Source organism: Actinomadura vinacea, assembly GCF_039532545.1.
GTDB classification, from domain to species: Bacteria; Actinomycetota; Actinomycetes; order Streptosporangiales; family Streptosporangiaceae; genus Spirillospora; species Spirillospora vinacea.
In genome coordinates this window covers 43075-69295 of sequence record NZ_BAAARW010000002.1, presented here as the reverse complement: position 1 = coordinate 69295, position 26221 = coordinate 43075, and the positions used below count along the sequence as shown (strand labels likewise).

Here is a 26221-nt window from a genome sequence, read left to right as displayed (position 1 = left end):
TACCCTCTGATATTCACCGGATCAGTGAGAGTTTCCTACAGCCAGTATTACCTGATGTGCACCGGGGCCAGCACGCCCGAACCCCCCGGAAAAACGGACACCATACTCAGCAACGACGCCGACCCTGGCTCCGTGTACATCACTTCACGAACCGACTACGGCCACGTCCTCCTCACCGTACGCGTGCATGAAGGGCAACCCGATTTCCTCACCGGATGGGACCGGTCCGAAGACAGCGAGATCGAGACCGAAGATAGCGAAATCAACATCACAAAAATGGGGCGGCGGCACTCCAGAAGAATTTTCCAACCTGGCAAACTTTGGCCCCGGCATCTATCCTGTGCGCATATACATAAGAGATCAGCCAGAAAGACCCCAAGAAGACAGTCCCGGCCGCGCAGACCGCGGCAGCAACATGGGCACAGAGCCCCACGAAGAACATCTCATCGACCTCTGGCCCACGGAGATATGGCCAGAGGACGACTAATCGGCTGATGTCAACCGTGCGACCCGCAGCACCTTCCCGGGCACTGGCCACTCAGCCTGTGGACCGCAGCGCCCGAGGTCAGCGCGGGCCCGTTCAACGGCCTCGAAGTATGGACTGGGTTTTTGCACTCGGCCAGCGCCCGGGCCTGAACTTCCCCCCGGAGCGCGGCCAGCTGGGGTGAGATGGGTCAGTGACCGGTCTGTGAGGCTTGGTACTGTTCCTCGAAGGTGACCGGGCTGAGCATTCCAATGCTGGAATGCCGTCGGAACAGGTTATACCAGCACTCGATCCACTCAAACATTACGGCGGCCAACTCGGCGCGTGATTGCCATTCTTTGACGTCGAGCAGTTCGAGCTGCATCGTTCCCCAGAACGACTCCATCATGGAATTGTCGTAGCAGTCGCCGACCGTGCCCATCGATCCGAGCAGCCCGGCATCCCGCAGACGCTTCCCGAACGCCCAGGATGTGTACTGCTTAGGTTCAAGGAGTCGTCGCACGGGCGGTCGGTTCGCGGCGTGCCACCGCCACGGCCATCGCGTCGATGACCAAGGTGCTGGTCTGTCGAATATCGATGGAATGGCCGATGATCCGCGGGAGAAGCAGTCCAGCACCACGGCGCAGTACAACTTTCCCTGTCTGGTGGCGTGCTCGGTGTAGGGGTCGGACCGCAGCGCCCTGCCGGTCTTTCGACCGGTGGGTTTCTGCGGCCCGCCCTCCGAACCGGACGTGCGACTCGTCGCCGCATCCGGCTCTCCACGTGTTCATGCCGCTGGTGCGGGTGTTCCTGGCGTCTCGGCTGGCGACCATGGGGTGGGGATGCGAGTGCCCCGGTATCGGTAGCGTTCGATTACTACCGTCTCGGGGCGGAACATCTCGATCCCTTCGGCTTGGATCTGCCAGCCCGGCGCGAAGCGCCGGATGAGGGTGTGCATGTTCAGCCCGAGGTGGCGTTTCCGGAGCCAGCCGACCACTCGCCAGAAGGCGAAGTGGTCGATGTAGCCGAATGTCCGGGACGAGACCCCGTGGCGGAAATAGTTGCACCATCCCCGCAGCACCGGGTTGAGCCGGCGCAGCAGGTCGGCCAGTGTTCGATGACTCCGGCAGCGGGTGAGCGTCCGTATCTTGTCCACGATCGAGGCCAGGGCCTTCTTCGAGGGGTAGGTGTAGACAGCTCGTTTGCCGCTTCGGTTTCGCCAGGCTCGGCGCTGGATGCGCCAGCCGAGGAAATCAAAGCCCTCGTCGATGTGGCAGACCCTGGTCTTCTCCGCCGACAGGCGCAGGCCCATCGGTGCCAGGACCGCGCTGACCTCGTCCCAGAGCGCTTCGGCGTCGGCGCGTTGCCCGGCGAGCATGACCACGAAGTCGTCGGCGTAGCGGACGATCTTCATGACCGCACCTCCGGCGCGTCGGTGCTTGGCGCGTGTCCATTCCGGGCCGAGCGCCTTCCACTTGGCGGCAAAGTGCTCGTCCAGGACCGACAGGGCGATGTTGGCCAGCAGCGGTGACAGGATCCCGCCCTGGGGTGTGCCGGTGATCGTCTCGCGGTTCAGGCCGTCCTCGGACAGGACGCCCGCGCGCAAGAACGCCGCGATCCAGGCCAGGACACGTTTGTCTGCGATACGTGCCCGCACCCGCCCCATCAGGGCCGGGTGCGAGATCTCATCGAAGCACGCCGTGATATCACCCTCGAACACCCACTCGTAGCTCCGATTGGGTGAGGCGAGGTAATGGATCTCGGCGATCGCGTCCTGAGCCCGGCGTCTCGGGCGGAAGCCGTAGGAACACGGCTGGAAGTCCGCCTCGAAAATCGGCTCAAGCACCAGTTTCAACGCGGCCTGCACGATCCGGTCCGCGGTCGTGGGGATCCCCAGGCGCCGGACCTTGCCCGACGCCTTGGGGATCGCCTTCTCCCGCACCGGACATGGAACGAACCGGTTGGCCTTGAGGTCGTCTCGCAGCCCGCCCAGCAGTTCCGCCGCGGCGAAGCCGATATCGCGGGGCGCGATGCCATCGACTCCGGCCGTTCGTGCGCCCTTGTTGCCCCGCACCCGGCTCCAGGCCACCACCATGAACGCCGGGTCATAGACGAGGTTACGCAGATCATCGAAGCGACGGCCAGGATCGGCCTTCGCCCATCGGTGCAGCTTGCGTTGCATCGCCCGTACTCGCACCTCGGCCTCATCCAGACCGGGCCACGACGCGCCGGTATTCACCAGCGGCCTCCGGGATCAGCACCCATGCCGCGAACATGCTGGACCCCTTGGCCATGTGACCGGCTTTCCCGGTCCCGGACTACTACGGGTCCTCCGCCCCACCCCGGCGGCGTCAGCCGACGGCGGGCCTTCCCACCAGATCGCCGGCTGCGATCCAGGTCGGGGGCCACCAGGATGGTTCCCACGTTCACTGTCGAACCGTTCGACGGGGTCGGCGCCCAGCTATGCCCCTGCAGCATCGCCACGGCTACGCCGCAGACCTTCACCGCGGCCTCCCGACCGGCGACATCAACCGGCCCAGAAGTTCCCCGCACCACAGTGCCGTGCGGGTGCGCGCTGCTACCCAGCCCCGATCCGCCAGGTTCGAGCTGGTGGCTCTTGAGGAGCGTTCAGCCGCTGGTTCCTGACGTGCGCCTTTCCGTCTCGCTTGCCGAGCACGGGCCATCTGGCAGTTCTGACCCGCCTCGTCGTTGACAGGGCTGCTTCCCGCCCTCCCCGGCACCTCCCGGTTCAGGCTGCCCTCTGCTTCACCCGGCCCGCTGCGACAGACCAGGGGCGGTGTCCTTTCACCACCGCACGATTCGTCAGCGCCTCGTGGCGCTCGATGTCGGTGACCCACAGCAGGTCTGGCGCGTCGACGGCGAAGTCGCGGCTGACCAGGTCCTCCTCGGTGGCCTCGTTCACCTGGTTGCGGCGGCCCCGGCGCCGGTGGATCCCCTGAATGCCGGCCTGGCGCATCAGCCGCTCGACCCGCTTGCGGTTGATCGGCTCACCCAACCCCAGCGTCAACTCGGCATGCACCCGCGGCGACCCGTAACTGAACCTCGACTCTTCATGAATGGCGCGAACCATCTTCACCAGCTCGGCGTTGCGCTGCTCACGCAGCGACACGGGCCGGCCTGCCCAGTCCTTATAGCCCGAACGGGAAACACCCCGGGACTCGGCAGGCCACCGCGACAGGAACACCCTGAGCGGCCAACTCGTAGACCAGCGAGTACTTTATTTTGGGACCACGTTCTCACGCGCGAAGTAGGCGGCCGCCTGCTTGAGGATCTGGTTCTCCAACTCCAGCTGCCGGGTCTTGCGGCGCAGCTCGACCAGTTCTTTCTTCTCCTGGCTGGTCAGCCCGTCCGAGCGGCCGTCACCGGCGTCGGCCTGGCGGACCCAGTTACTCAAACAGGACTGGCTGATTCCCAGGCTCTTGGCCAGCGCTGAAACTTTGTCACCGGTCCGGGCCAGCACGGCCAACTCAGGTCACGTGGCCGCCGAACGGGGGGAACCTCAGGCCTGGATGGCGGTGCCGTGAGTCATGCGGATCCCTGAGCTGATTCCATCCTCAGCTGACTTGGCGGTGAAGAGTGAGAACGGTCTGAACGACGGTGGTCAGGTGGCTGGGTGAGCACCGGGCCTTGCGCCGAATGCGCCATTGCTTGAGCGCGGCGGCGCCCCGTTCGCTCAGGGCGCGGACCGCAACCATGCTGCGACCAGCAAGATCAAGATAGAATCGGCGCACTGGAGCGCCTGGGGACGGCGGGGTACGTCCAGCGGCTCACCGCCGCACCATCTGGGAGGCCAGGGAGGCCATCCTCGCCGGCTTACGACGTTCTTCGGCTGCCTCCCCGGCGCCTCTGAGCTGCCGCTGGGGGATGGCCCTTCAGTCTCTGCGTCAAGCCGCACGATTCTGTGGCGACAACCAAGGGAGTGGCTGTACTGTCCCTGACGAGGCACTTGCCGAGCGGTTCGCCGCCTTCGCCGCCGCCGGGCTGCTCGACGTCCCCGACCCCCGGCTCGCGGCCGACCAGTTCATCGCGCTGACCTTCGGCGTCGCGCTGGACAGGCTCGGTTCCGCGAATGCCGCGGAGGACACTCGCGTCCGGCCACTCATCGTCGAGGGAGTGCGGACCTTTCTCCGGGCATACCGAACCATGTAGGGCTGGGACAGCACGAAAGAACAGTGCGCCGTCAACCCACGTCTCCTCCCTCTTCGCGATTATGAGTTCATCTCAGTGGCGCTCACGCCACGGCTCGGCGGTCTGCCGTTCGGGCCTGGTGATCGGGTCACCAGGGTTCATCGCGCCCGAACGTCTGGCGGGCGAGCAGGCCATGCCAGCCTCCGATCTTTGGTCACTGGGGGCAGGTCGGGGACGAGGCCGGTCGCCACCTGACCTGACACAGGCATCTCGATCCGGTGCAGATACGGCTCACCCTTGGGTACCGCGCGCCGCAGGGCGTCGAGCATCATGCGGAGAAGAGGGTTGCTGTTCTCCCGGCCGTGCAGCGCCATCACGTGGCGATGCGCGGCGTGCTGAGTGAGCCGGGTGGCCTCGATCGCCGCGCTGGGTACGTGGGCGAGCGCCGGGACGACCGCCACCCCGAGCCCGGCGGACACCAGTTCCCTTACGACGTCGTAGTCGTTGCTGCGGAAGGCCACCGCCGCGTCGAATCCGGCGGCCGCGCAGAGCCGCACGAGCGACAGCGCGCCTGCGGTGCCCTCCCGGCTGGTGATCCAGCGTGCCTCGGCGAGCTGGGAAAGATCCGTGCCCAGGCCGCTCTCCCTGGCCCTCAGCAGAACGAGGTCTTCATGGAGCAGGCGGTGGCAGGCCAGTCCGCCGGGCCACTGCCGGGGGCTGAGCCCGTACTCGTAGACCAGGGCGATGTCGAGTCGACCGCTGGCGAGCAGGGCGGCGAGTTCCTCAGGTTCGCCCTCCTCGAGCTGGATCCGCGCCCGGGGATGGGTTTCGACCAGTACCGACAGTGCGGGGGGCACCAGCCGGACGCCGGCCGTCGGGAAGCTGCCCAGCCTCAGCCGCCCGGTGGCACCGGTGGCCAGTTCCCGCACCTGGTAGGACAAGTCGTCCATGGCGGCCAGCACCTGGGTACTGAGTTCGACCAGACGTCGGGCCGCGGCAGTCGGACGGATCCCGTGCGCCTGCCGCTCGAACAGGACCAGTCCGGTCTCCCTCTCCAGAGCGGCGATCTGCTGCGAGACCGCGGATGCGGTGTAGCCCAGGTCGCGGGCCGCGACGGCGAACGAGCCGGTGTCGACGACGGATCTCAGCGTGATGAGGTGCGGGGGCTTCAACACTGCGGGCTCCTGGGGCGCTCGGCGCGGCCGGACAGGAGCCGAGCATAAGCATTCCTTGCCCTCATGCGTAAAACCATCGGTCTGCTGGCCCTTGTGAGGCGCCGCGGTCCCCTCTCATGGTGGGACGGCCAGGCCGGACATGACCGGTGAGGACAGAAGGAGCGAGCGCCGTGACCATGACAGCACCAGGGCCCGACGCGGCCGCCGTGGCCGAAGCCCTCGCCCGGGGTGACTGCGGCGACGTCGCCGGCGACGCCGGCCGCCGGGCGCAGTACTCGGCCGATTCCTCCAACTACCGGCAGGTCCCGCTCGTGGTGGTCTTCCCCAGGGAGCGGCGGCAGGTCATCAACGCGCTCTCCGTTTGCCGCCGGATGGGCGTACCGGTCACCGCCCGTGGAGCGGGCACAAGCACGTCCGGGCAGGCCGTCGGCCCGGGCGCGGTGCTCGACCTCTCCCGCTACTACAACCGGTTGATCGCCCTGGATCCGCAGGCGCGCACGGCGACCGTGCAGCCGGGCATCGTCCTGGACGATCTGCAGACGGCCGCCGCCGAGCACGGCCTGCGCTTCGGCGCTGATCCGTCCACTCACAGCCGCTGCACGCTCGGCGGCATGATCGGCAACAACGCTTGCGGGACCCATTCCTTGGCTTGGGGCCGCACGGCGGACAATGTCGTGGAGCTGGAAGTGGTCACCTACCGCGGCACCGTGGTGCGCCTCGGCGAGATGACCCCGAGCGAGGTCGACGAGGCCATCGCCGCGGGGGACGACCGTGCGCGGCTCATCGCGTCGCTCCACCTGCTCGCCCAGCGGAATCTGGCCGCGCTGCGCACGAACCTGGGGCGGTTCCCGCGCCAGGTGTCAGGTTACGCGCTGGAACACCTTCTGCCTGAGCGCCGCTTCGACCTCGCCAAGGCTCTCGTCGGCAGCGAGGGCACGCTGGCGGTCGTCCTCTCGGCGACGGTCCGCCTGATTTCACCCCCGCCCGCGGCGGCGCTGGTCGTTCTCGGCTTTCGGGACGCCTGCGCGGCCGCCGATGCGGTGCCCGCTCTCCTGGAGCACCGGCCGCTGGCGATCGAGGGACTCGACCAAGCGCTGACCGACATCGTCGTCCGCCCCGAGACCCGCGCGGCCATCGACACTTTGCCCGCCGCGAAGGCCTGGCTGTTCGCCAAGCTCGGCGGCACCGGAGAAGAACTGACCGGCCGCGCCCAGGCGCTCGCCGAGTCGGCTCGGCAGGCCGCCGGATTCACCGGCGGCGAGGTCATCACCGAGCCGGCACGGGCCCGCCGGCTGTGGCGGATCCGCGAGGATGGAGCAGGCCTGGCCACACGTCTGCCCGACGGAGCCGAGGCTTGGCCCGGATGGGAGGATGCCGCCGTCCCGCCTGACCGGCTCGGCTCCTATCTGCGCCAGTTCACCGGCCTACTGGACCAGTACCGGCTCCAGGGCGCCGTCTACGGGCACTTCGGCGAGGGGTGCCTGCATGTGCGCATCGATTTCGACTTCACCACCGAGGAGGGCACCACCGTCTTCCGCGCCTTCGTCACCGATGCCGCGAAGCTGATCAGCGCACACGGGGGTTCGCTGTCCGGCGAGCACGGTGACGGCCAAGCCCGCTCCGAGCTTCTGCCGCTCATGTACGGGCCTGACGTCATCTCCCTGTTCGAGGAGTTCAAGAGCATCTGGGACCCCGACAACGGCCTCAACCCCGGCATGATCGTGCGGCCGCTGCCCGTCGACGGCAACCTGCGGGTCAGTCCGCGCCGCACCCCGCTCCCCCTGAGGACGGTCTTCCCCTTCCACGCGGACGGCGGTGACTTCGCCAAGGCCACCCGCCGCTGCGTCGGCGTCGGTAAATGCCGGTCCACCGGGCACCACGGCGACGTCATGTGCCCGAGCTATCGGGTCACCCTGGACGAGAAGGATTCCACTCGCGGTCGTGCCCGCCTGCTGTACGAGATGACCCAGGGCGAAGTGATCACTGAAGGCTGGCGGTCCACCGAGGTCCTCGACGCCCTCGACCTGTGCCTGTCCTGCAAGGGGTGCAGCGCCGACTGCCCGGTCGGTGTGGACGTGGCCACGTACAAGTCAGAGTTCCTGCACCATCACTACCGGAGGCGCATCCGGCCGGCCTCCCACTACACCATGGGCTGGCTGCCCCTGCTGTCCCGGCCGGCCGCCCGCGTGCCGCGGTTCGTCAACGCGCTGACCTCGTCGCGGCTCGCGCCTCTGATCAAACGCCTGGGCGGCATCGCCACGGAGCGGGAGATACCTCGCTACGCCGACGAGACCTTCCTTGCCTGGTTCCGTGCCCGCACCTCCGAGGGCGACGGGCAACGCGGACCGGTCATGCTGTGGGTCGACTCGTTCAACAACCACTTCACTCCGGACGTCCTCAAGGCCGGGGTGGCCGTGCTGGAGGACGCCGGCTTCCGCGTCCGGGTCCCCGACGGCATCCAGTGCTGCGCATTGACCTGGATCACCACCGGCCAGCTCGGCATCGCCCGCCGTATCGGCCGGCGCACCACTGCCGCCCTCACACCCGCGGTCAGCGCGGGTATTCCGGTCGTCGGCCTGGAACCCAGTTGCACGGCGGCCCTCAAGAGCGATCTTCCCGAACTCCTCGACGGCGACGAGAACGCACGCGCTCTCGGCCGGGCCACCGTCACCCTCGCCGAACTCCTCGTCCGCCACGCGCCCGGCTGGGAGCCCCCGCGCATCGAAGCCCGGTCGATCAGCCAGACCCACTGCCACCAGCACGCGACGTCCGGCTTCGGCGCGGACAGAACCCTGCTGGACCGCATGGGCGTCGACAACACCGCGCTCGAGTCGGGATGCTGCGGCCTGGCCGGCAACTTCGGCTTCGAACGCGGTCACTACGACGTGTCCGTCGCAGCCGGTGAGCAGGTTCTGCTGCCCGCCGTACGCGCGGCCTCTCCGGACACCCGCATCCTCGCCGACGGCTTCAGTTGCCGTGTCCAGATCGCGTCGCGGACCGGCCGCACCGGGACGCATCTCGCGCAGCTCATCGCCCACGCCCTGACGCCGTCCGACGCCCCTCCCTGACCCGCACTGTCCTTCGCCGTCCACGCTGACTCAGCGGTCCGGTCCGTCGCGTCGCCGACCAGCCTTCATGACGGGGCGAGCCGGGGATCCTGCAACTCGCCGCAGACGTCGGCGGCGAGCTCGAGCAGGGCGGCCGCCGCCGGGTGCAGGGGGCGGTCGGCGTGCCACGCCACGCCGATGATGAACGGTGGCAGTTCCTCGGACGGCCGAGTCACGGTGATCTTCTCGTCACGGTCGTCCACCGCGAAGGCGGGGACCAGCGCCGCCCCCATGCCGACGCCGACGAGACGTTGGATGGCCTCGTTGCCATCGGTCCGGAAGACCACCTGGGGCGTGTGGCCGTGGGCGGCGAGGTACTCCTCCATCCGCAGTGCCTTGCGCAGGTTCTGGTAGCCGATCAGCGGGAGCCGGGAGATTTCCGCCAGGCCGGTGTCACGCGGTACGGCGTCGGTGGCGGTGATCAGCACGTACTCGCCGTTCATCAGGTGCCGCCAGGCGAACGGCCCGTCGCCGACCGGCAACAGCGCGAAGGCCAGATCGAGGTGGCCGCGCTCGACGAGGTCCAGCAGACCCTCGTCGCCCGCGTGCTCGACCAGCTCGACGGTCACATCGGGCCGCCTCTCCTGGAAACGTCGGAGCAGGGTGGGCAGAACGCGCACCGCGACGCTCTGGAACGTGCCGAGCCGCACTGTCGGGGCGCCCTCGTCCAGGGTGGCGCGGACATCCGCCTCGGCGAGCTCGGCCCGGCGCAGGATCGCCCGCGCATGGTCCGCGAGCCGTTCGCCCGCGGCCGTCAGGGAGATGGGCCGCGGACCGCCGGGCCGATGAACCAGCCGGGCGCCGAGCAGGCGTTCCAGAGCGGCGATCTGCTGGCTCACCGCGGACTGGGTGTAGCCGAGCCGTTCGGCCGCACGGCCGAAGGAACCGGTCTCGGCCAGCGCGATCAGGGCGACGAGATGCCGGAACTCCCACGAAGGTCCATTAGCCATGCTGATACACCCTTGATGAGATTGAATTGTGATAATGGTGCGAGGTTCCTAGCGTGGACGCAACTCGACGTTAGGAGCCCGTCCATGACCGACCTCGCTGAGACCACCACGCCGCTCCGCCCGGTGGCCCGCCTGCTGCCGCCGCTGGCGGACGAGTTCGACGAGCCGGTCGCGGACCTGGTCGTACCACTGGCGGACGCGACCCGGCCGGCGGCGGTGCTGCTAGGGGTGCCGTTCGACGCGACCACCATGGGCCGGAGCGGCAGCAAGCACGCGCCGGCCGCGGTCCGGACGGCGCTCGCCGGGCTGCTCGGCTACCACGCGGGCTTCGACATCGACCTCCGCACGGGCGGCGTGCTGGCGGACGCCGGTGACGTCGACGCGCTGCAGACCGATGTCGAGGAGACCTGGCGGCGGATCACCGAGGCCGTGACGGTCCGGATGTCCACCGCGGACGCTCCGCTCGTGGTGCTCGGCGGGGACAACAGCCTCACCTTCCCAGTGCTCCGCGGCGCTCTCGCCGCCCGGACCGGCCGGCTCGGCGTCGTTCACTTCGATGCCCACTTCGACGTCCGGGACTCACACCACGGCGAGCCCGCCTCCGGCGTCCCGTTCCGCCGGGCGCTGGAGGATCTGGACGGCCGGATCCGCGGCCGGAACCTGACCCAGATCGGCATCGCGGGCTGGGAGAACACCAAGGCGGCCGCGGACTACGTCGCAGCGCAGGGCATCCGGGTGTACTCCGCGCGCGAGGTTCAGACCACGCCCGTCGAGCGGCTGGTGGACGAGGCGGTCTCCCGGGCTCTCGACGGTACCGGCGGCCTGTGGATCAGCATCGACATCGACGCCGTCGACGGCGCGTTCGCCCCCGGCACGAACTGCCCGACCGTCGGCGGGCTCACCTCGCACCAACTCCTCGAACTGGTCTGGCGGCTCTCCCAGGTGCCCGAGGTCGTCGGCCTGGACCTGTCCGAAGTGTCGCCGCCGCTGGACCGCGACGGCGTCACCGTGCAACTGGCCGCGGCGACCATCCTGACCTTCCTGGCGGGCCGGGCGAAGGCCGGGCGCACCGCGTGATCTCGCGGGTGCGCGCCGCGCTGGACGCCATCGACCCCGAGCTCGGCGCCTTCATCACGGTCGATGCCGACGGGGCGCTCGCCCGCGCGCGCAACGCTCCCAGCGGCCGGGCCGAGGGCCTCGTCGTCGCGGTCAAGGACCTGATCGACACGGCCGGCCTGCGGACGACGTACGGATCGATCCGGTACGCCGACCACTTCCCGCTCCGCACCGCACCGATCGTGGCCGATCTCGAACGCGCGGGTGCGGTGGTCATCGGCAAGACCAACCTCAACGAGTTCGCGTACGGCGTGTCCGGCTACAACCCGCACCACGGTCTGATGCGCCTGCCACTGGACCGGTCCCGTACCCCGGGCGGGTCCAGCGGTGGCTCCGCTATCGCGGTCGCCACGGGCGCCGCCGACGTCGGAATCGGTACGGACACCAGCGGATCGATCCGGATCCCGGCGGCCTGCTGCGGGATCGTCGGGTTCTGCTGCGCGGCCGGCGCGGTGAGCATGGACGACGTCCAGCCGCTCGCCCCCGCCTACGACAGGGCCGGGTATCTCACCCGGACCATCCCGACCCTGCAACGCGTCCTCGGCATCCGCCGGCTGCCGCAGGTCCGCGGCCTGCGAACGGTCTTCGCGGCAGAGCTTCCGCTGCCCGCGTTGCCCGACGAACACTGGACCCTGTTCCGCGAGCAGGCGCACGAGATCCATCGGGAGCCCGCGGCCCGCGAGCCATGGGCCTACGGCGCCGACCTTCATGTGAAACTCGACCAGCCGGTCGGCGACCGGGTACGGGCCCGCGAGGTCATGCGGGCCTGGCGCGCCGAGGTCGCGGCCACGCTTCGCGACGTCGACCTGCATGTCGGCCCAGTGATCGACGGTCCGGCGCCGAGGGTGTCCGACGTCCTGGCCGACTACCGCAACGGAACCCTGCACTCGTCAGCACCCTTGCTGACCCACGCGCCGGCGGCGAACGCCCTCGGCTGGCCGGCACTGGCGGTCCCCACCCCTGACGGCCCACGGCAGATCCTGGGTCGTCCCGGCGCGGAGCCAGCCCTGCTCGCCCTCGGCGCGGAGTTGTCCCGGGCGGTCGTATCGCCGAGCCCGTTCGACCAGCCCTGATTTCTTCTGATTTCTCCTGATTTCGGACGACCATCGGTCGTCACTGGAAGGACCTCCATGTCTCCTCCACCGGAGAAGCCTCTGCAGCCACGGCACATCACCATGATCACACTCGGTGGCATGCTCGGCGCCGGTCTGTTCGTCGGCAGCGGTGCCGCCATCAACCTCGTCGGCCCCGGAATCCTGATCTGTTACGTACTGAGCGGACTGCTCCTCATCCTGGTGATGCGGATGCTGGCCGAGCTGGCCGCCGACAATCCCAACAGCGGGTCTTTCTCGACCTACGCCGAACAGGTCTTCGGCCAATGGGCCGGATCCGTGGTCGGCTGGCTGTACTGGTGGTTCTGGGTCGTCATCATCGCGTTCGAGGCCAGTGCCGGCGCGTCGATCGTGCACGACTGGATGCCGGCGGTCCCGCAGTGGACGATCGCACTGCTGCTGATGGCGGCGCTGACCCTCACCAACCTGTGGTCGGTGCGGTCCTACGGCGAATTCGAGTTCTGGTTCGCCGGCATCAAGGTGGCGGCGATCATCGCGTTCATCGCGATCGGAGTGATCGTCCTCGTCGGGCTCTTCCCCGGCCATCCGTCGCCGGGACTCGCCAACCTCACCGGACACGGCGGGTTCCTCCCCCATGGAACCGGATCGATCGCCAAGGGCATGCTGATCGTCTTCCTCACCTTCATCGGCCCGGAGATGGTGAGCATCGCCGCCGCCGAGAGCGACGAGCCCGCCCGAGCGATCCGCAGAACCACCAACAGCATCATCTGGCGGATCCTGTTCTTCTACACGGGTTCCATCGGCATCGCGGTCACGCTGCTGCCCTGGAACTCCTCTGGGATCGGCGAGAGCCCGTACGTCGCCGTGCTGGACTGGACCGGATTCCCCTCGGCCGGCGCGGTGATGGCGGTCGTCGTGCTGACGGCGGTGTTGTCGTGCCTGAACTCCGGCCTCTACACGGCGTCCCGAATGGTCTTCTCGCTCGCCGAGCGGGGCCAGGCTCCAGCGGCACTCGCCCGGCTCAGCGGTCGGAGGGTGCCCCGGCCGGCCATCCTGGCCTCGGTCGCCGTCGGGTTCGTCGGCGTGATCTTCAACTATCTCTCGCCGGACAGGGTGTTCCTGTTCCTGCTCAACTCCAGTAGCGCCACCGCGCTGTTCGTCTACATCGCCATCGGGGTCACGCAGATCGTGAGCAGGTACCGGGTCCGCAAGAGGGGAACCGAGCAGGCCCTGACCATCCGGATGTGGTGCTTCCCGTGGCTGAGCCTGCTCGCCGTCGCCGCGATGGTCTACATCATCGTGGCGATGCTGGCCGATCCGTCCGTCCGGTCACAGATCGTCGCCGCACTCGTGGTCGCCGCGGTCTTCGTGGCCTTCAGCGGGCTCAACCGGTTCCGTTCCGGGCCGCGCACCACACCCGGAACGGGCGCCTCCCCATCCGCCCACCCAGAATCGGGAGCCGAACATGTCAGATGAGCTGTTCTCCCTTGTCGACGAGTGGGGCCCGGAGAAGATCGTGTGCGTCTCCGACCCGCGGACCGGGATGCGCGGCGTCCTCGTCCTGGACAACACCGCGCGCGGCATCGGCAAGGGCGGCACCCGAATGGGCCCGGCCGTCACCGTCACCGAGATCGCCCGGCTGGCGCGCACGATGACCTGGAAGTGGGCCTCCGCCGACCTGTTCCACGGCGGTGCCAAGGCGGGCATCGTCGCGGACCCGCGGGAGCACGACAAGGAAGCCGTCCTGCGGGCCTTCGCACGGGCCCTGTCGAACGAGGTGCCGCGCGAGTACGTGCTCGGGCTCGACATGGGTCTGTCCGAACCGGATGCCGCCATATTCCTGGACGAGTTGGGTGACCGCGGCGCGTCGGTCGGCCTGCCCGCCGCGCTCGGGGGGTTGCCGTACGACGAACTCGGGGTGACCGGTTTCGGGGTCGCCGAGGTGGCCGACGCCGCAGCCGCTGGAATCGGCCTTCGCCTCTCCGGCGCACGGGTCGTCATCCAGGGCTTCGGTGCCGTCGGGGCCGCCGCCGCGGCGCGGTTCGCCGAACTCGGCGCGACCATCGTCGCCGTCTCCACCACCACCGCCGCCGTCCACGACCCGAACGGTCTCGACATCGGGCGCCTGCGTGAGCTGCGCGCGGAGCTGGGCGACGACTGCGTCCGCGCGTACGGCGGCAAGCAGCTCGACGCCGGTGCCGAGCTCGCCCTGGACACCGATGTGCTGATTCCCGCCGCCACCCAGGACGTGATCAACGCCGCCGTCGCGCGCGAGGTGACCGCCCGTCTCGTGGTGGAGGGCGCGAACCTGCCCACGACTCCGGAGGCGAGAGTGGCGCTGTCCGTCCGGGGGGTCACCGTCGTACCCGACTTCATCGCCAACGCCGGCGGTGTCGTCGCGGCCGCGTACGCGATGGACGCGCGCCACTCGGCCTTCCGGCCCGATCCGGAACGCGTCTTCGCCAGCATCGCCGAAAGACTGCGCTCGAACGTGGTGACCGTGCTGGAGCGCAGCCGCGCGCTGGGGGTCATCACCCACGAGGCGGCATTCCGGCTGGCCCAGGACCGGGTTCGCGAGGCGATGCGGCTGCGCGGTCGGCTGCCGGTCGCCACAGGGGGCCGGCGATGACGCGAACGGTTCCGGCCTGGGAGCTGCGGTCACGGTTCGCGAACAGCCTGTCCGCCTTGTACGGCACCGAGGTGCCGGCGTACGCGACGCTCGTCGAGGTCGCCCAGGAGGTGAATTCCGCGGTTCTGCGCGAACGGGGCGCGCAGGCCGAACGGCTGGGCAGCATCGATCGGGTGACCGCCGAGCGGCACGGGGCCATCCGGATCGGGACACCGCATGAACTGCGGCAGATCGCCCGAATCTTCGGCGCCGTCGGGATGTACCCGACCGGCTTCTACGACCTTCGGGAGGCCGCGCCGACACCGATCCCGGTGGTGTCGACGGCCTTCCGCCCGATCGATCCCGGGGAACTTGCCCGCAACCCGTTCCGGGTGTTCACCTCGATGCTCGTCCCGGGCGACCGCCGTTTCTTCGACGACGACGTACGCACTGGTCTGGAGGGGGCGCTGGCCCGGAGGCGGCTGTTCTCAGACGAACTGCTCGAACTCGCGGACGCCGCCGAGGCCGAGGGCGGTCTGCCCGAGCCCGCCGCCGGACGGTTCGTGGAGCTGGCCACACAGTCGTTCGCGCTGTCCGGCGCCCCGATCGACCGTGCCTGGTACCGAACCCTGGAGAAGATCTCCAGCGTGGCCGCCGACATCGGCGGAGTGAGCACCACCCACATCAACCACCTCACCCCGCGGGTGCTCGACATCGACGAGCTCTACCGGCGCATGCAAGCACGGGGCATCGTCATGATCGACCGGATCCAGGGACCGCCGAGGTGGCACGGCCCCGACGTTCTGCTGCGGCAGACCTCGTTCCGCGCGCTCGCCGAACCACGCCGGTTCACCGAGCCGGACGGAACCATCGGTGACGGCGAGCTGCGCGTCCGGTTCGGCGAAGTGGAGGCTCGCGGTGTCGCTCTCACCCCGGCGGGACGGGATCGCTACGACCGGCTGATGTCCGAGACCGACGGGTCGGCCGCCGCGTGGGCCGCGCGGATGCCACCCACCGAGCGGGCCATGGCCGAAGAGGATCTCGCCTACTTCACCGCCACCCTGAACCGAGCCAGGCCGCGCGACGGGCACGCCCCTCCCACCGACCTGCCGGGGCTGGCCAGGGGCGGCTGGGTGAACCTCGAACCGATCGTCTACGAGGACTTCCTGCCCCGGTCCGCCGCCGGCATCTTCTCCTCCAACCTGACCGGCCAGAGCAGCGTCGACCACGAGCAGGACGGCGCGGTCCGCGACGCGGAATGGCTGGCGGGCGTGCTCGACCGGCCCCTGCACGACCCGTTCGTGCTCTACGACCGGCAACGCGCCGACTCGCTGCGCGCGGTCGCCACGGAACTCGGCACTATCCCATGAGCGTCCGCGATCGCGGCCGGAGAGGGGCACGGCACGATGGACCGCCGGCCCGAGGATCACCGCGCGGTTGGCTTTACCGGGAGCCGCAGCGCTACAGCACGGCACCTTGTCCATGGAGCCGCGCCGCCGTGTCCGGCACCGCCGACTCGTCCAAGACCTCGCCCGCCACCTGCTCGAGCGCGGTCAGATAGGCGGCGACGGCCGGGTGCGTGGCGCCGCCCCGCCGGACCGCCGCGTAGACATGCCGACTGATCCGTTGCGCGATCGGGACGACCCGCACCGAGGCGGAGACGGGAAGCCTCGCGCTGGAGGGAACCAGCGCGAGGCCCAGCCCGGCCTCGACCAAGGCGAGGATCGCCGTCCAGTCAGCGGCGCGATGCCGCACGGCGGGCCGGAAACCCGCCGCCAGGCAGGCGCCGTGCAGCAGCTGGTCGCACGCGTCGCCCTCGATGGTGCCGACCCACTCCTGGTCGGCGAGCTGAGAGAGAACGGCCACCGAACCGTCGGCAACCGGGTGGTCGACCGGGACCGCGAGCAGGAAGTCGTCCACACCGAGCGGAAGCCGGACGTACCGGTGGTCGTCCGGCGAGGGGGCCCCGACACCTTCGACACCGACGACCACATCGAGATCGCCGGTGGACAACCGGTCGAGCCCGGCCGGTATCTCCACCTCGCGCACGTCGACCCGCAGCCGTGGATGCCGCTCCCGCGCCAGCCGGACCGCCGGGATCAGGACCGTCGCGATCGCGGACGGAAAGGCTCCGACGGTGAGCTTCCCGAGCTCACCGTCGGCGGCCGCCTGTACATCGCCCTGCGCGCGTTCGAGCTGCGCGAACACCGCGTACGCGTGCTCGACCAGGATCTTGCCCGCATCGGTCAGCTTCAGCCGGCGCCCGTCCGCCTCGGTCAGGCGGACTCCGGCCTCCGCGGTCAGCGTCGCCAATTGCTGTGACGCCGCTGACGTCGAGATATGCAGCACAGATGCGGCGGCCTGCAGTGTGCCTCGCTCGTGCAAGGCCACCAGCAGGTGAAGCCTGGGCAGGCTTGTCGTGAAGGTCACCTTCACAGTATCGGCCATAAAATCCGCCTTGTCTTCATCATCCGACTCATGTCAGCGTGGTGGCACCAGCTCCCCGCCAGACGAAAGTGATCGAATCAATGAAGGTCCTTGCCCTGAGCTCCAGCCCCCGCAAAGACGGCAACTCGCGCCTGCTCGCCCAGTCGGTCCTTGACGGGGCGGCCGCCGGCGGACACGACGTCGAGCTCGTCGACCTCGCGGACACGGTGACGGCTCCCTTGCGCGACTGCCGGGTCTGCCGCCAGGAGAGCGGCGCCTGCTCGATCGAGGACGGCTACGAGCATCTGATCCTGAACAAGGTCCTGCCGGCCGACGCGATCGTCTACGCCACCCCGCTGTACTGGTACGGGGTCTCGGGCCAGCTCAAGATCTTCATCGACCGCATCTTCTGCTACATGAAGTCGGACTACCGGGACTGGGAGTCGGTCCGCGACGGACTGATCGGCAAGCGCATGGTCGTCGCCGTCAGTTCCGAGGAGACCTACCCGGGGGCCGTGGCCGGCATCACCGCCCAGATGCAGGAGTTCGCCCGGTACCTGCACAACGATCTGGTCGGTGTCCTGCGCGGGATCGGCAACACCCGCGGCGAGGTGGAGCGTGATCCCTCGCGACCGCTCGACCAGGCCTTCGAACTGGGCGCGCGACTGTTCGAAGAACGTTCCACCGACTATCGAGTCGACACATCGCGCAGCGGCGTCGTCTGGCCGACCCCCCTTTAGGGGCGCGGGGGGTTCGGCCCGGGGGTGACGAGACAGCGGACGAGGAGACCGATGGGTGCCCCCCAAATCTCAGGAAAAACGGTGAGGCAGCAAACTGTTTCCCGGTATCTCCACGGGGCGCTACGCGATCAGTTACAGCGTGACGGCGAAGGATGCTGATCCGGTAACTGGTGAAGTGCCGTTCCGGGTAGTGGGAACATCACGCCCCGAAACCCCGACAGCCAGGCACCAGAAAATAGAGCCCAGCACTGATGGACAGGGGCGCCTGCCAACCGGTTCCCGAAGGCCTTCGCCACCCGCGTATGCCACCAGCCCGCTAACGCCGGGCACCCCTCGGGTGGTACGGCATGACAGGAAAGAGGCACGGTGACTTGTCCCCGTCGGTCTTGCCACAACCGTACTCGCAGCCGCAGTGGGAATGGTTTGGCGAAGAAGGCATATCGGCTGAAGCCAAGCAAACGCCACAATCGCTTCCAATCGATTTGGGTCAGCCAAGGCGGTGTCTGGGGGCTAGACCGCGGTCAACGTCAGATCACCACTGGGTGATGAGCGGCGTGTCCGGTTCGTGCCGCCGCCAGGCTTCGGTGAGGCGGGCGAGGCGGGTGGGGGCGGCGATGCCGCGCACGGTTGCGATCTTGCCACCTGTGATGTCGAACGTCACGGCGCCGACGACCCGGTCGCCGAGCACGACGAGGATGGCCGGGGAACCGTTGACGAGCGTGTAGTGGATGGCGGGCGTGCCGCCGACGAATCGCCGTTTCGCGGGTGTGGGTTTGAAGCCGGCCCGTGCGACGGCGGCGATGCGCTGCGGAGTGTCGTAGCGCAGCAGCTTCTCGGTCAGGCCGGCGCCGTCGGAGATCGCGGTCGCGTCGTCGGTGAGCAGCGCCACCAGCCGTTCGGTGCGGCCCGAGGAGGCGGCGGCGAGGAATTCCTCGACGACCCTGCGGGCGGATGCCGGGTCGACTTCGCCGCCGCGGCGCGCGGCGGTGATGCGGCGCCGGGCCCGGTGGAGGTGCTGCTGGCTCGCGGACTCGGTGATGTCGAGGATCTCTGCGATCTCGGCGTGGCTGTAGGAGAACGCCTCGCGCAGGACGTAGACGGCCCGCTCGAGGGCTGACAGTCGCTCCATGAGCGTCAGCACGGCCAGGGAGACCGATTCGCGCTGCTCGAAGGTGTCGGCCGGGCCGAGCATCGGGTCGCCGTCCAGGAGCGGTTCGGGCAGCCAGGCGCCGGCGGTGCGTTCGCGGCGGGCTCGCGCCGAGCGGAGCCGGTCGAGGCACAGGTTGGTGACGACCTTGGTCAGCCATGCTTCCGGCACCTTGATCCGTTCGCGGTCGGCGGCCTGCCAGTGCAGGAACGCATCCTGCACGGCGTCCTCGGCGTCGTTGGCGGAGCCCAGCAGCCGGTAGGCCAGTGAGGCCAGCCGGTTCCGGTCGGCCTCGAACCGACTGGTGTCGAAGCGATCAGTGGCGGTGCTGTCCACGCGGACCACCCAAGGGGAGGGGTTTCAGAAGTGAATCGAGGGGTCGGCTGCGGGGGTCAGAGCGTCGCGTGCGTGGCCGGCTGTGCGGCCCTGTCTGCGACGGTGGCGGTAGAGCGGGTGCGCAGGCCGCCGGCCAGGCACAGCACTACACCGAGTGTGAGCCAGGTCGCCAGGACGGTGGCAGAGTGGGTGGCGCCGTGGCCGTCGAAGAAGGCGGTGGAGCGCAGCAGTTGGCCACCGGCCCCGGGCGGTAGCAGTTGGCCCAGGGTGCCGGACCAGCCGGGCAGCATCTCGGGTGCTGTGGCGGTGCCCGACAGGGGGTTGCCAATGAGCATCATGGTGGCGGCGCCGAGGCCGAAACCGGCGTACCCGAGCAGTGACTCGAGCCCGAGGATGCTCAGGGAGGTGGCCGCGATGGTCAGGGCGATGGCGCCGCTGTTGGCCCAGTAGGAGCCGTTGAGTGAGCCGAGCCAGAACTGCAGGATCGCTGCCACGGCAAGTCCGCCGGTGATGGCGAAGGCGAACGCTCCGGTGACGCGGCGGACGGTGCCGCGGACGAGCCTGGTCAATAGCACGGCGGCGAGCAGGCCGCCCATGACCAGCGGCAGGGCTCCGGCGGCCAGTCCGGTGCCGCGCGGGTCGTCGGCCGGCAGCGGGATGAGGTCGCGGGCGGCGACCGCCGTGCCGGTTCCGCGTGGCTGGCTGAGGCCGGTCGCGATGCTGTTCAGGGTCTGGACGACGGCGGCGCTCCCGGCGGATGCGGTGATGACCTGTGGGGTGCCGGAGCCGAGGTCGATCGCCCCGTACACCTTGCGGTCGCGGATCAGCTGCTCGGCGGCGGCGGTGTCGGCGACCTCGGTGACCTCGAAGCCGTCGGGAAGCCGTTGGTCGAGTACGGCGGTGAGCCGCTTGACGGCGGGGGCGGGCCCGGCGACGGCGATCGGCACATCATGCACCGATGAGCGTACCGACGGCCAGGCGAAGGCGGTGAGCAGCAGGCTGATGATCATCGTGAGCAAGGCGACTGCCCCGGCCACGGTCGGCCAGGGGGAGGGCGACGCGTTGGCTGCGGGCGCGGCCTGAGTGGACATGCCTTCTCCTTCAGAGGGGGGAGTTCATCGCCGGGTGAGCGGGGTTTCGGACTCGACGCGGGTCGGCTTCTCCGGATTGCGGACGTGGTAGATGCCGCTGATGCGGGCCTTCCCGACACGGACTGCCAGGACGCCCTCGAATTCGCCGTTCAGGCGGAGGATGAGTGCCGGGTTGTCGTTTACCACGGCACTCACAGCGGGGTCCTCCTCGTTCAGCGGACGGCCGGCGCCTCGCCGCGCTCGGCCTGCAGCCGCTCCGGGCGTTTGGCGTCCTTGAATTTCCAGGTGTACGAACCCGGCTTGTGCGCCTCGTGCGCCAGCTGCTCGATCAAGCCAGTGAAACTGGACTTCTTGATCTTCGCTCCCAGGCGGCCGCCGAGGGAGAATCTGTTCGCGATGTCGTTCTTGGAGGCGAGTTGCACGGTGGCCACGCCATGACCGAGGCTGATGCACTGCCCGAAGAAGCCCACCGAGATCGTCGCGGGTCGCTGACCCGCGATCCGGGCCAGCACCGTGTCGGCGGCGTGCGCTCCCAGCGGGTTCGCGGACTGGCAGCTCATCCGCAGCGGCAGGTTTGAGGGTGCCGCGGAGTCCCCGGCGGCGACGATGCGGTCGTCGTCGACGCTGGTCAACGTCTCGTCGGTGAGCAGACGCCCCGCGGCGTCGGTGCTGAGCCCGCTACGGGCGGCCAGGTCCGGGACGCTGAACCCGGCTGTCCAGATGGTCACTTCGCTCGGCACCGTGCGGCCGTCGCCAAGCCGTACGGCGTCGCGGGTCACTGCGGTCACCTTCGCCGAGGGTCCTTCGATGACGATCACACCGAGCTTGTCCAACCGCTTGGCGATCTTGCGGCGCACCTGAGGATGCAGATACGGGTTGAGCCCCTTTCCGCACACCAGTGTCACGGTGCGGCCTTCTTCCGCCAGCTCGGTGGCGACCTCGATGCCGGTCGCACCGGCTCCGACCACCGTCACAGCTGCCGTCGCAGGTGCGGCATCGAGGACCTGCCGCAGCCGCTGCGCCTCCTCCAGGCTGGCGATCGGATAGGCGTACTCGGCTGCGCCGGGCACGCTCGGATCGGCGCTGCCGCTGCCGACCGCGTAGATCAGGTAGTCGTAGCCGAGGGTTCCGCCGTCCGCCAGCGTCACGCTGTGCCCGGTCGCGTCGATCCGGGTCACGCTGTCAACGACCAACCGGAGTCCCTCGGCCAGGATCTCTCGATAGCCGACGACCGCGTCGCCGGATCCGCCCACCAGTTGGTGCAGGCGGATCCGGTGAACGAAGCCCGGCCGCGGGTTGATCAAGGTCACGGTCACGTCGTCGCGCTGCGTGAGGCGATTGGCCGCCATGACGCCGGCGTATCCGCCGCCGATCACGACCACCTCGATGTTCTTGGTCATGGGTTGCCTCTTTCGGTTTCTCGTGTGCGTTCGGGCTCAAGACACCGCTCGATCGGACGTTGTGACCGCGTGTGAGGCGGCTCACTCGGCCGAGCCGGGCGTGCGGTGCCGGGCTACGAAAGGCCGTGGTAGCCGAGGTGCACGGCCAGGGCGGCGGACTCGGTGACGAAGAAGACGGCCCAGCCGACCAGCTTCCGGGAGCCCACCCGGAGGTGGGCGATGAACGCGCCGATGAAGTACAGCTCCAGACCGATCGCGGCGAGCAGCCCCAGCAGCGGCACCGCGAACCCGGCCACCAGCCCCAAAGTCCCCGCCGCCAGCAAGCCGCCCAACATCGGTCCCCACGACAGGGGCAGCCGCTTCATCTTCATTTGCGCCTTGGGGTAGTCGTGGCCCATCAGGTAGAAGCCGGCGGCGCTGCCGGTGAAGACGGCGGCCAGGATGGTCACCGTGACGTAAGCGATGAACATGATCTCCCTTCCAGGAAGAGCGCTGCGGGGTTCGTTCTGGCGACACGATCCGTGTCGTGTAGTCAGATGCCGGCGACGCTATACGGCGCATGGTCAAACTGTCAACACGACACGTTCCGTTTCCTGATAGGGTCAAAGCCATGCCCACACCGCCGAACCCGCTGCGCCGCAATGAATCCAGCCGCCGGGCCATCCTCGACGCGGCGTTGCAGCTGTGTGCCGAGGACGGCTACGGGCGGCTGACGATCGAGGCCATCGCCGCCCGCGCCGGCGTCAGCAAGAAAACGATCTATCGGTGGTGGCCCTCCAAAGGAGCCGTCATCCTGGAGGCGATCGACGATATGGCGGACCTGTTCGCCGACCACGTCGATACCGGCGACCTCGCCGCCGATTTGCACACCCAGCTGTCTGCCGTCATCGAGCTGCTCACCCCACCGAACAATTCCGCCGTCACCGGGCTCATCGCCGAAGCCCTCCACGACAAAGAACTGGCGAACGACCTCCGGGAACGACTTATCCGGCCGCGCATCACCGCGTTCAAGGACCGCATGCGCATAGCCCAGGCCGGCGGGCAACTGCCCCCCGACGCCGACCTCGACGTCGCCCTCGACCTGATCTACGGGCCCGTCTACCACCGGCTCCTCTTCCACCTCGGTATGCCCGACGCTGAGCAACTCCGCACGCTCATCGCGCACGCCCTGCGCGGCATTCAGCCCGCCTGATTCACGCCCTGTTCGTGCTGTGGCACCGAAATCATCGACGGGCTCCAGGCGGCTACGCGATCGCCTTCTCGGCGGTCGCGTCCGGCGCGGCGGCCAGGTGGTGCTTGCGCTTGGGCAGGCCGAAGGTCGGGTGCGAGGTGGCCCACAGCGAGGTCTTGAGGATGCCCGCCTTGATCCGCGCGGACTTCCGGCCGCCCATGTACTTCGGCTTCGCCCGCCCTTCGTCGTCGACCATCTGGAAGATCCCGTCCCGCCGCCCGAGGCTGATGTGGTTGTAGGTGTAGACCAGCTTGGTGTTCGCGATCTCGCGGCCGGTCAGGCGTCCCACGATCGCCTCGATGGCCTGCCGGCCGGTGTAGCCGGCCGAAGCGCAGGACATCGGCAGCGGCCGGCCGTTGTCGCCGATGGCGTGGGCGCTGTCGCCGATGGCGTAGACGTTCGGGTGCGAGACCGACCGCATGGTGCGATCGACGACGATCTGACCGTTCTCGGTGACCTCCAGCCCGCCGGCGGCGGCGATGGGGTCGACCGCGAACCCGGCCGTCCACACGGTCGCGTCGGACGCCAGGGCGGTGCCGTCGGCGCACAGCACCCGCGTCGCTTCGACGGCTTCGACGCTGGTGTGCTCCAGGACGGTGATGCCCAGCCGGTCGCAGGCCTGGCGCAGGTGGCCGCGGGCTCCGGCGGAGAGCCGGGCGCCCAGCTCGCCGCGGGCGACCAGCGTCACCGGCAGGCCGGGCCGGGATTCGGCGATCTCGGTAGCGGTCTCGATGCCGGTCAACCCGTCGCCGACGACCAGCACACTCCCGCGTTCGCCCCGCCCGCCCAGGCCGTCCAGGCGCTCGCGCAGGCGCAGCGCCGAGGGCCTGGCGGCGACGTCGAAGGCGTGCTCGGCCGCGCCGGGGACGGCGCGGTCGGCGCCGCGGCTGCCGAGCGCGTACAAAAGCGTGTCGTAGCCGAGCTCGCCGCCGCCGTCGGCGTCGGCCACGGCGACGACCTGGCGCTCGGGATCGACGGCGGTGACACGGGCCACGCGCAGCCGTATCCCCGTGCCCGCGAAGACGTCGGCGAGCTTCGGAGCCTCGATGTCCTGGCCGGTCGCCAACTGGTGCAGCCGCATTCGCTGGACGAAGTCCGGCACGGCGTTGACCACGGTGATCTCGGTGTCCGCCGGGGACAGCCGGCGGGCCAGGGTCCCGGCCGCGTAGGCCCCGGCATAGCCAGCGCCGAGGACGACGATGCGGTGCTTCATGTGATGCTCCTGTCGGTTCGCTTGCTCTCGGTGACTTGAGCGGAACAGCGCCCCGATTCCTGACAGGAACTGCATGTGGCATGGGTCACAGAGCGGCAGGAGCGTCGCCCGACGATGCTCGCGCCGCCGAGGCGGCGCAGATGCAGGCCGAGCCGAACGAGGTGATCTGATCCCGATCAGCTACGAGGCCGGGGCCTGGACCTGCTGACCCGCTGTGCGGTGGACGAGACCCATAAGCACCCCTAGATCGTTGATGGGAAATGTGTTCATGCGGCCGGTGGGCCCCTTTCGGCACGGTGCAGCAGAGACGGTCGCGGTCGACGCCCGAAGCGGTCGGGTGCGGTGGGCCAGCGGGGCGCGAGATCAACGCATCTCAACCGAACCGAGCTGGTGCGGTACCGCGCACCGATATCTGTGCCTGACGACCACCGATCGACACGGCCGGCAAATCCGGAAGGTGGACGCCGCCACCGGTCGAGAGGTGGCCACCGCGTACCCGGACGACCCCCGAGAGCAGCGCACGCACCCGCAGTCGCAGTGCCGTAGCGGCGGGTGTCGGTGGTCGTCACCGCATGCTCGGTGCCACAGGTGGCCGGGTCGCCGAAGCAGAACTCGCCGCCGTGCTTGGGCGGTCGGCCTCCTTTGGAGGTCGTAGATGCGCGGCGGGTCGGCCGGCGCATCACCCCGGTCGGAGCAGGCGGCCAAGGACCAGCACCCGGCATACCTGGTGAGCATGTGGGCGACGCGGGGTGTGTCGTACCGGCGTCCAGCACAATGCGGATCTCTGGGTCGTCCCGATGCCACTGACCGGCGATGATGAGGCGTTCGACGAGGTAGCGGAACTAGGCGGTGGTGACGGCGGCCAGGTCGGCGCCGGGTTCCAGCCGGACGGCGTCCAGGATCGCAGTCCAGGACGTGCGGCCGGTCTCCAGCGCTGCGACGATCGACACGGGTGCGGTCCGCCCGCTGGCCCCGCTGAACTCGACCGCAGCAAGCCCAAGAGGTCTCCGCTCCGACGCCAGCCCGTCTGACACGTGCGGCTGCGACTGTCTCGGTACTTTCACCCGCTCAGCGCCTTGATCATCAACTCCGCTCGTGATCGAAGAGGCAGCAGCTATTCGGGAGGCCGTGATACCGGCCTGCGTTCTGCCGGCAATGCGCAGGTCGGAGTGGAGCCGGGCATCCGGTCCCGGTTGTTTGCGGCGAGTCGGTAGACGCCGTGGGCGATCCAGCGAAGGGGAGGCAGGGTCAGCATTCCGCCCAGGCATGCCCACCCCTTGCCCGCGTGCAGCAGTAGCTTGGCGACGGCCTGCGCACCGCCGTGCACAGCCCCGGTCGGCGTGATCCACAGCAACTCGTACTCCGCTCGTTGCCGGGTGGTGCCGAGAGAGGCCAAATCCGTGCACTGCCATGGGGTGATGGCGCAGCGAAGCCGTAGATGCCGCTTCAGGAAGGTCGCTGAGGTCGTACAGAAGGCGCAGTCGCCGTCGTAGACAAGCACAGGTTGGGTCTGCATGACCTCATCATGCCGTCGATGAACACGGTCATCGGATGAAACCCGAACGGCTTCTTCCAGGTCGGCGCCGCGGCCTCCTTCTGTGAATGCGTGACAAACGATGGTGGCCTCCAGGTCCACCGGGACCAGCGCGCCACCCGCACCCGGCGCGCGTTCGCCCGCCGTCAGGGGGGCCGTCCGCCCCGCGCGGGGATGGTCCAACGGCGCCAGGGGGATCGAGGAGCCGCATGTCCTGCTGCTCCCCGCGGCCACCAGGTCATGGAGTAGCACCGGGGCATGTTTGCTCGTTGTTAGCTCGTCGGCATTGGTACGGATCGGCATGCCATGACAGAGGGCGGCACGAAAATGCGACTGAATGTGGACAGAGTGGCACCGTCCGATACCAAGAGCACCGATCTGATACGAGAGCTTCGGACTTTTAATCCGCAGGATGTCGGAGCTTCCAGGGCTCCGTCCCCCTGCAGCCCGGTCATGCCGCG

Annotated in this window: 23 protein-coding genes; 9 read left to right on the top strand and 14 right to left on the bottom strand. The window is 69.1% G+C overall.

Going from position 1 to position 26221, the window contains the following annotated elements; all coding sequences use genetic code 11:
- Positions 1-674: 674 nt before the first annotated feature.
- The 4 genes from ABD340_RS02205 to ABD340_RS02190 form a co-directional block, all read right to left on the bottom strand.
- The gene (locus ABD340_RS02205) at positions 675-986 is read right to left on the bottom strand and encodes an integrase core domain-containing protein (protein ID WP_344586625.1); all 312 of its coding nucleotides are present in this window, start codon (positions 984-986) and stop codon (positions 675-677) included.
- A 264-nt stretch (positions 987-1250) separates the two neighbouring features.
- Positions 1251-2702, bottom strand: a complete 1452-nt coding sequence (ltrA, locus tag ABD340_RS02200) for a group II intron reverse transcriptase/maturase (protein WP_344586624.1) — start codon at positions 2700-2702, stop codon at positions 1251-1253.
- Positions 2703-3212: 510 nt separating this feature from the next.
- A complete protein-coding gene (locus ABD340_RS02195) occupies positions 3213-3593 on the bottom strand; it encodes an IS3 family transposase (RefSeq protein WP_344586622.1) in 381 nt (126 codons plus the stop codon).
- A gap of 108 nt (positions 3594-3701) precedes the next feature.
- Positions 3702-3944: a transposase gene (locus ABD340_RS02190; RefSeq protein ID WP_344587136.1), complete on the bottom strand. Its 243-nt coding sequence runs from the start codon at positions 3942-3944 to the stop codon at positions 3702-3704.
- Positions 3945-4348: 404 nt separating this feature from the next.
- Here ABD340_RS02190 and ABD340_RS02185 point away from each other — a divergent pair, with 404 nt between their 5' ends.
- The gene (locus ABD340_RS02185; RefSeq protein WP_344586621.1) at positions 4349-4633 is read left to right on the top strand and encodes a TetR/AcrR family transcriptional regulator C-terminal domain-containing protein; all 285 of its coding nucleotides are present in this window, start codon (positions 4349-4351) and stop codon (positions 4631-4633) included.
- 137 nt (positions 4634-4770) lie between these two features.
- Here ABD340_RS02185 and ABD340_RS02180 read toward each other — a convergent pair whose 3' ends face one another.
- Positions 4771-5787, bottom strand: a complete 1017-nt coding sequence (locus tag ABD340_RS02180; protein WP_344586620.1) for a LysR family transcriptional regulator — start codon at positions 5785-5787, stop codon at positions 4771-4773.
- 176 nt (positions 5788-5963) lie between these two features.
- On the opposite strand from ABD340_RS02180, the gene ABD340_RS02175 reads away from it, so the two are divergent.
- The gene (locus ABD340_RS02175) at positions 5964-8855 is read left to right on the top strand and encodes an FAD-binding and (Fe-S)-binding domain-containing protein (RefSeq protein ID WP_344587135.1); all 2892 of its coding nucleotides are present in this window, start codon (positions 5964-5966) and stop codon (positions 8853-8855) included.
- A gap of 65 nt (positions 8856-8920) precedes the next feature.
- On the opposite strand, the gene ABD340_RS02170 is transcribed toward ABD340_RS02175, so the two are convergent.
- A complete protein-coding gene (locus ABD340_RS02170; RefSeq protein ID WP_344586619.1) occupies positions 8921-9844 on the bottom strand; it encodes a LysR family transcriptional regulator in 924 nt (307 codons plus the stop codon).
- A gap of 84 nt (positions 9845-9928) precedes the next feature.
- Between ABD340_RS02170 and ABD340_RS02165 the strand changes: the two genes are divergently transcribed.
- From ABD340_RS02165 to hglS, 5 genes are read left to right on the top strand one after another with little or no spacing between them, the layout of a single operon-like run.
- Positions 9929-10921 (top strand): agmatinase family protein, encoded by a 993-nt coding sequence (locus tag ABD340_RS02165; protein ID WP_344586617.1) that lies wholly within the window; start codon positions 9929-9931, stop codon positions 10919-10921.
- Positions 10918-12033 carry an amidase gene (locus ABD340_RS02160; protein ID WP_344586616.1) on the top strand — a complete coding sequence of 372 codons (1116 nt, stop codon included), beginning with the start codon at positions 10918-10920 and terminating at the stop codon, positions 12031-12033. Before ABD340_RS02165 ends, ABD340_RS02160 begins: the two co-directional genes overlap by 4 nt.
- A gap of 57 nt (positions 12034-12090) precedes the next feature.
- The gene (locus ABD340_RS02155) at positions 12091-13509 is read left to right on the top strand and encodes an amino acid permease (protein WP_344586614.1); all 1419 of its coding nucleotides are present in this window, start codon (positions 12091-12093) and stop codon (positions 13507-13509) included.
- The gene (locus ABD340_RS02150; protein ID WP_344586612.1) at positions 13499-14662 is read left to right on the top strand and encodes a Glu/Leu/Phe/Val family dehydrogenase; all 1164 of its coding nucleotides are present in this window, start codon (positions 13499-13501) and stop codon (positions 14660-14662) included. The genes ABD340_RS02155 and ABD340_RS02150 overlap by 11 nt, the downstream gene beginning before the upstream one ends.
- Positions 14659-16011, top strand: a complete 1353-nt coding sequence (gene hglS, locus ABD340_RS02145) for a 2-oxoadipate dioxygenase/decarboxylase (RefSeq protein ID WP_344586611.1) — start codon at positions 14659-14661, stop codon at positions 16009-16011. The genes ABD340_RS02150 and hglS overlap by 4 nt, the downstream gene beginning before the upstream one ends.
- 91 nt (positions 16012-16102) lie before the next feature.
- On the opposite strand, the gene ABD340_RS02140 is transcribed toward hglS, so the two are convergent.
- Positions 16103-17071, bottom strand: coding sequence for a LysR family transcriptional regulator (locus ABD340_RS02140; protein WP_344586610.1), 969 nt, complete (start codon positions 17069-17071; stop codon positions 16103-16105).
- Between the two features lie 98 nt (positions 17072-17169).
- Between ABD340_RS02140 and ABD340_RS02135 the strand changes: the two genes are divergently transcribed.
- Positions 17170-17808, top strand: a complete 639-nt coding sequence (locus ABD340_RS02135) for a flavodoxin family protein (protein ID WP_344586609.1) — start codon at positions 17170-17172, stop codon at positions 17806-17808.
- Positions 17809-18340: 532 nt separating this feature from the next.
- Here ABD340_RS02135 and ABD340_RS02130 read toward each other — a convergent pair.
- From ABD340_RS02130 to ABD340_RS02110, 5 genes are all read right to left on the bottom strand, one after another.
- Positions 18341-19291, bottom strand: coding sequence for a sigma-70 family RNA polymerase sigma factor (locus ABD340_RS02130; RefSeq protein WP_344586608.1), 951 nt, complete (start codon positions 19289-19291; stop codon positions 18341-18343).
- A gap of 56 nt (positions 19292-19347) precedes the next feature.
- Positions 19348-20382, bottom strand: a complete 1035-nt coding sequence (locus ABD340_RS02125; protein WP_344586607.1) for an ABC transporter permease — start codon at positions 20380-20382, stop codon at positions 19348-19350.
- A 24-nt stretch (positions 20383-20406) separates the two neighbouring features.
- Positions 20407-20577 (bottom strand): hypothetical protein, encoded by a 171-nt coding sequence (locus ABD340_RS02120; protein WP_344586605.1) that lies wholly within the window; start codon positions 20575-20577, stop codon positions 20407-20409.
- 17 nt (positions 20578-20594) lie between these two features.
- On the bottom strand, positions 20595-21782 hold the full coding sequence (locus tag ABD340_RS02115) for an NAD(P)/FAD-dependent oxidoreductase (RefSeq protein ID WP_344586604.1): 1188 nt from the start codon (positions 21780-21782) through the stop codon (positions 20595-20597).
- A 113-nt stretch (positions 21783-21895) separates the two neighbouring features.
- On the bottom strand, positions 21896-22252 hold the full coding sequence (locus ABD340_RS02110; protein ID WP_344586603.1) for a DoxX family protein: 357 nt from the start codon (positions 22250-22252) through the stop codon (positions 21896-21898).
- A 140-nt stretch (positions 22253-22392) separates the two neighbouring features.
- On the opposite strand from ABD340_RS02110, the gene ABD340_RS02105 reads away from it, so the two are divergent.
- Positions 22393-22974: a TetR/AcrR family transcriptional regulator gene (locus tag ABD340_RS02105; protein WP_344586601.1), complete on the top strand. Its 582-nt coding sequence runs from the start codon at positions 22393-22395 to the stop codon at positions 22972-22974.
- Positions 22975-23026: 52 nt separating this feature from the next.
- Here the strand turns inward: ABD340_RS02105 and ABD340_RS02100 are convergent, their stop codons facing one another.
- Both ABD340_RS02100 and ABD340_RS02095 read right to left on the bottom strand, forming a co-directional pair.
- Positions 23027-24226, bottom strand: a complete 1200-nt coding sequence (locus tag ABD340_RS02100) for an NAD(P)/FAD-dependent oxidoreductase (RefSeq protein ID WP_344586599.1) — start codon at positions 24224-24226, stop codon at positions 23027-23029.
- A gap of 1114 nt (positions 24227-25340) precedes the next feature.
- Positions 25341-25862, bottom strand: a complete 522-nt coding sequence (locus tag ABD340_RS02095) for a thiol-disulfide oxidoreductase DCC family protein (RefSeq protein WP_344586597.1) — start codon at positions 25860-25862, stop codon at positions 25341-25343.
- Positions 25863-26221: the final 359 nt, after the last annotated feature.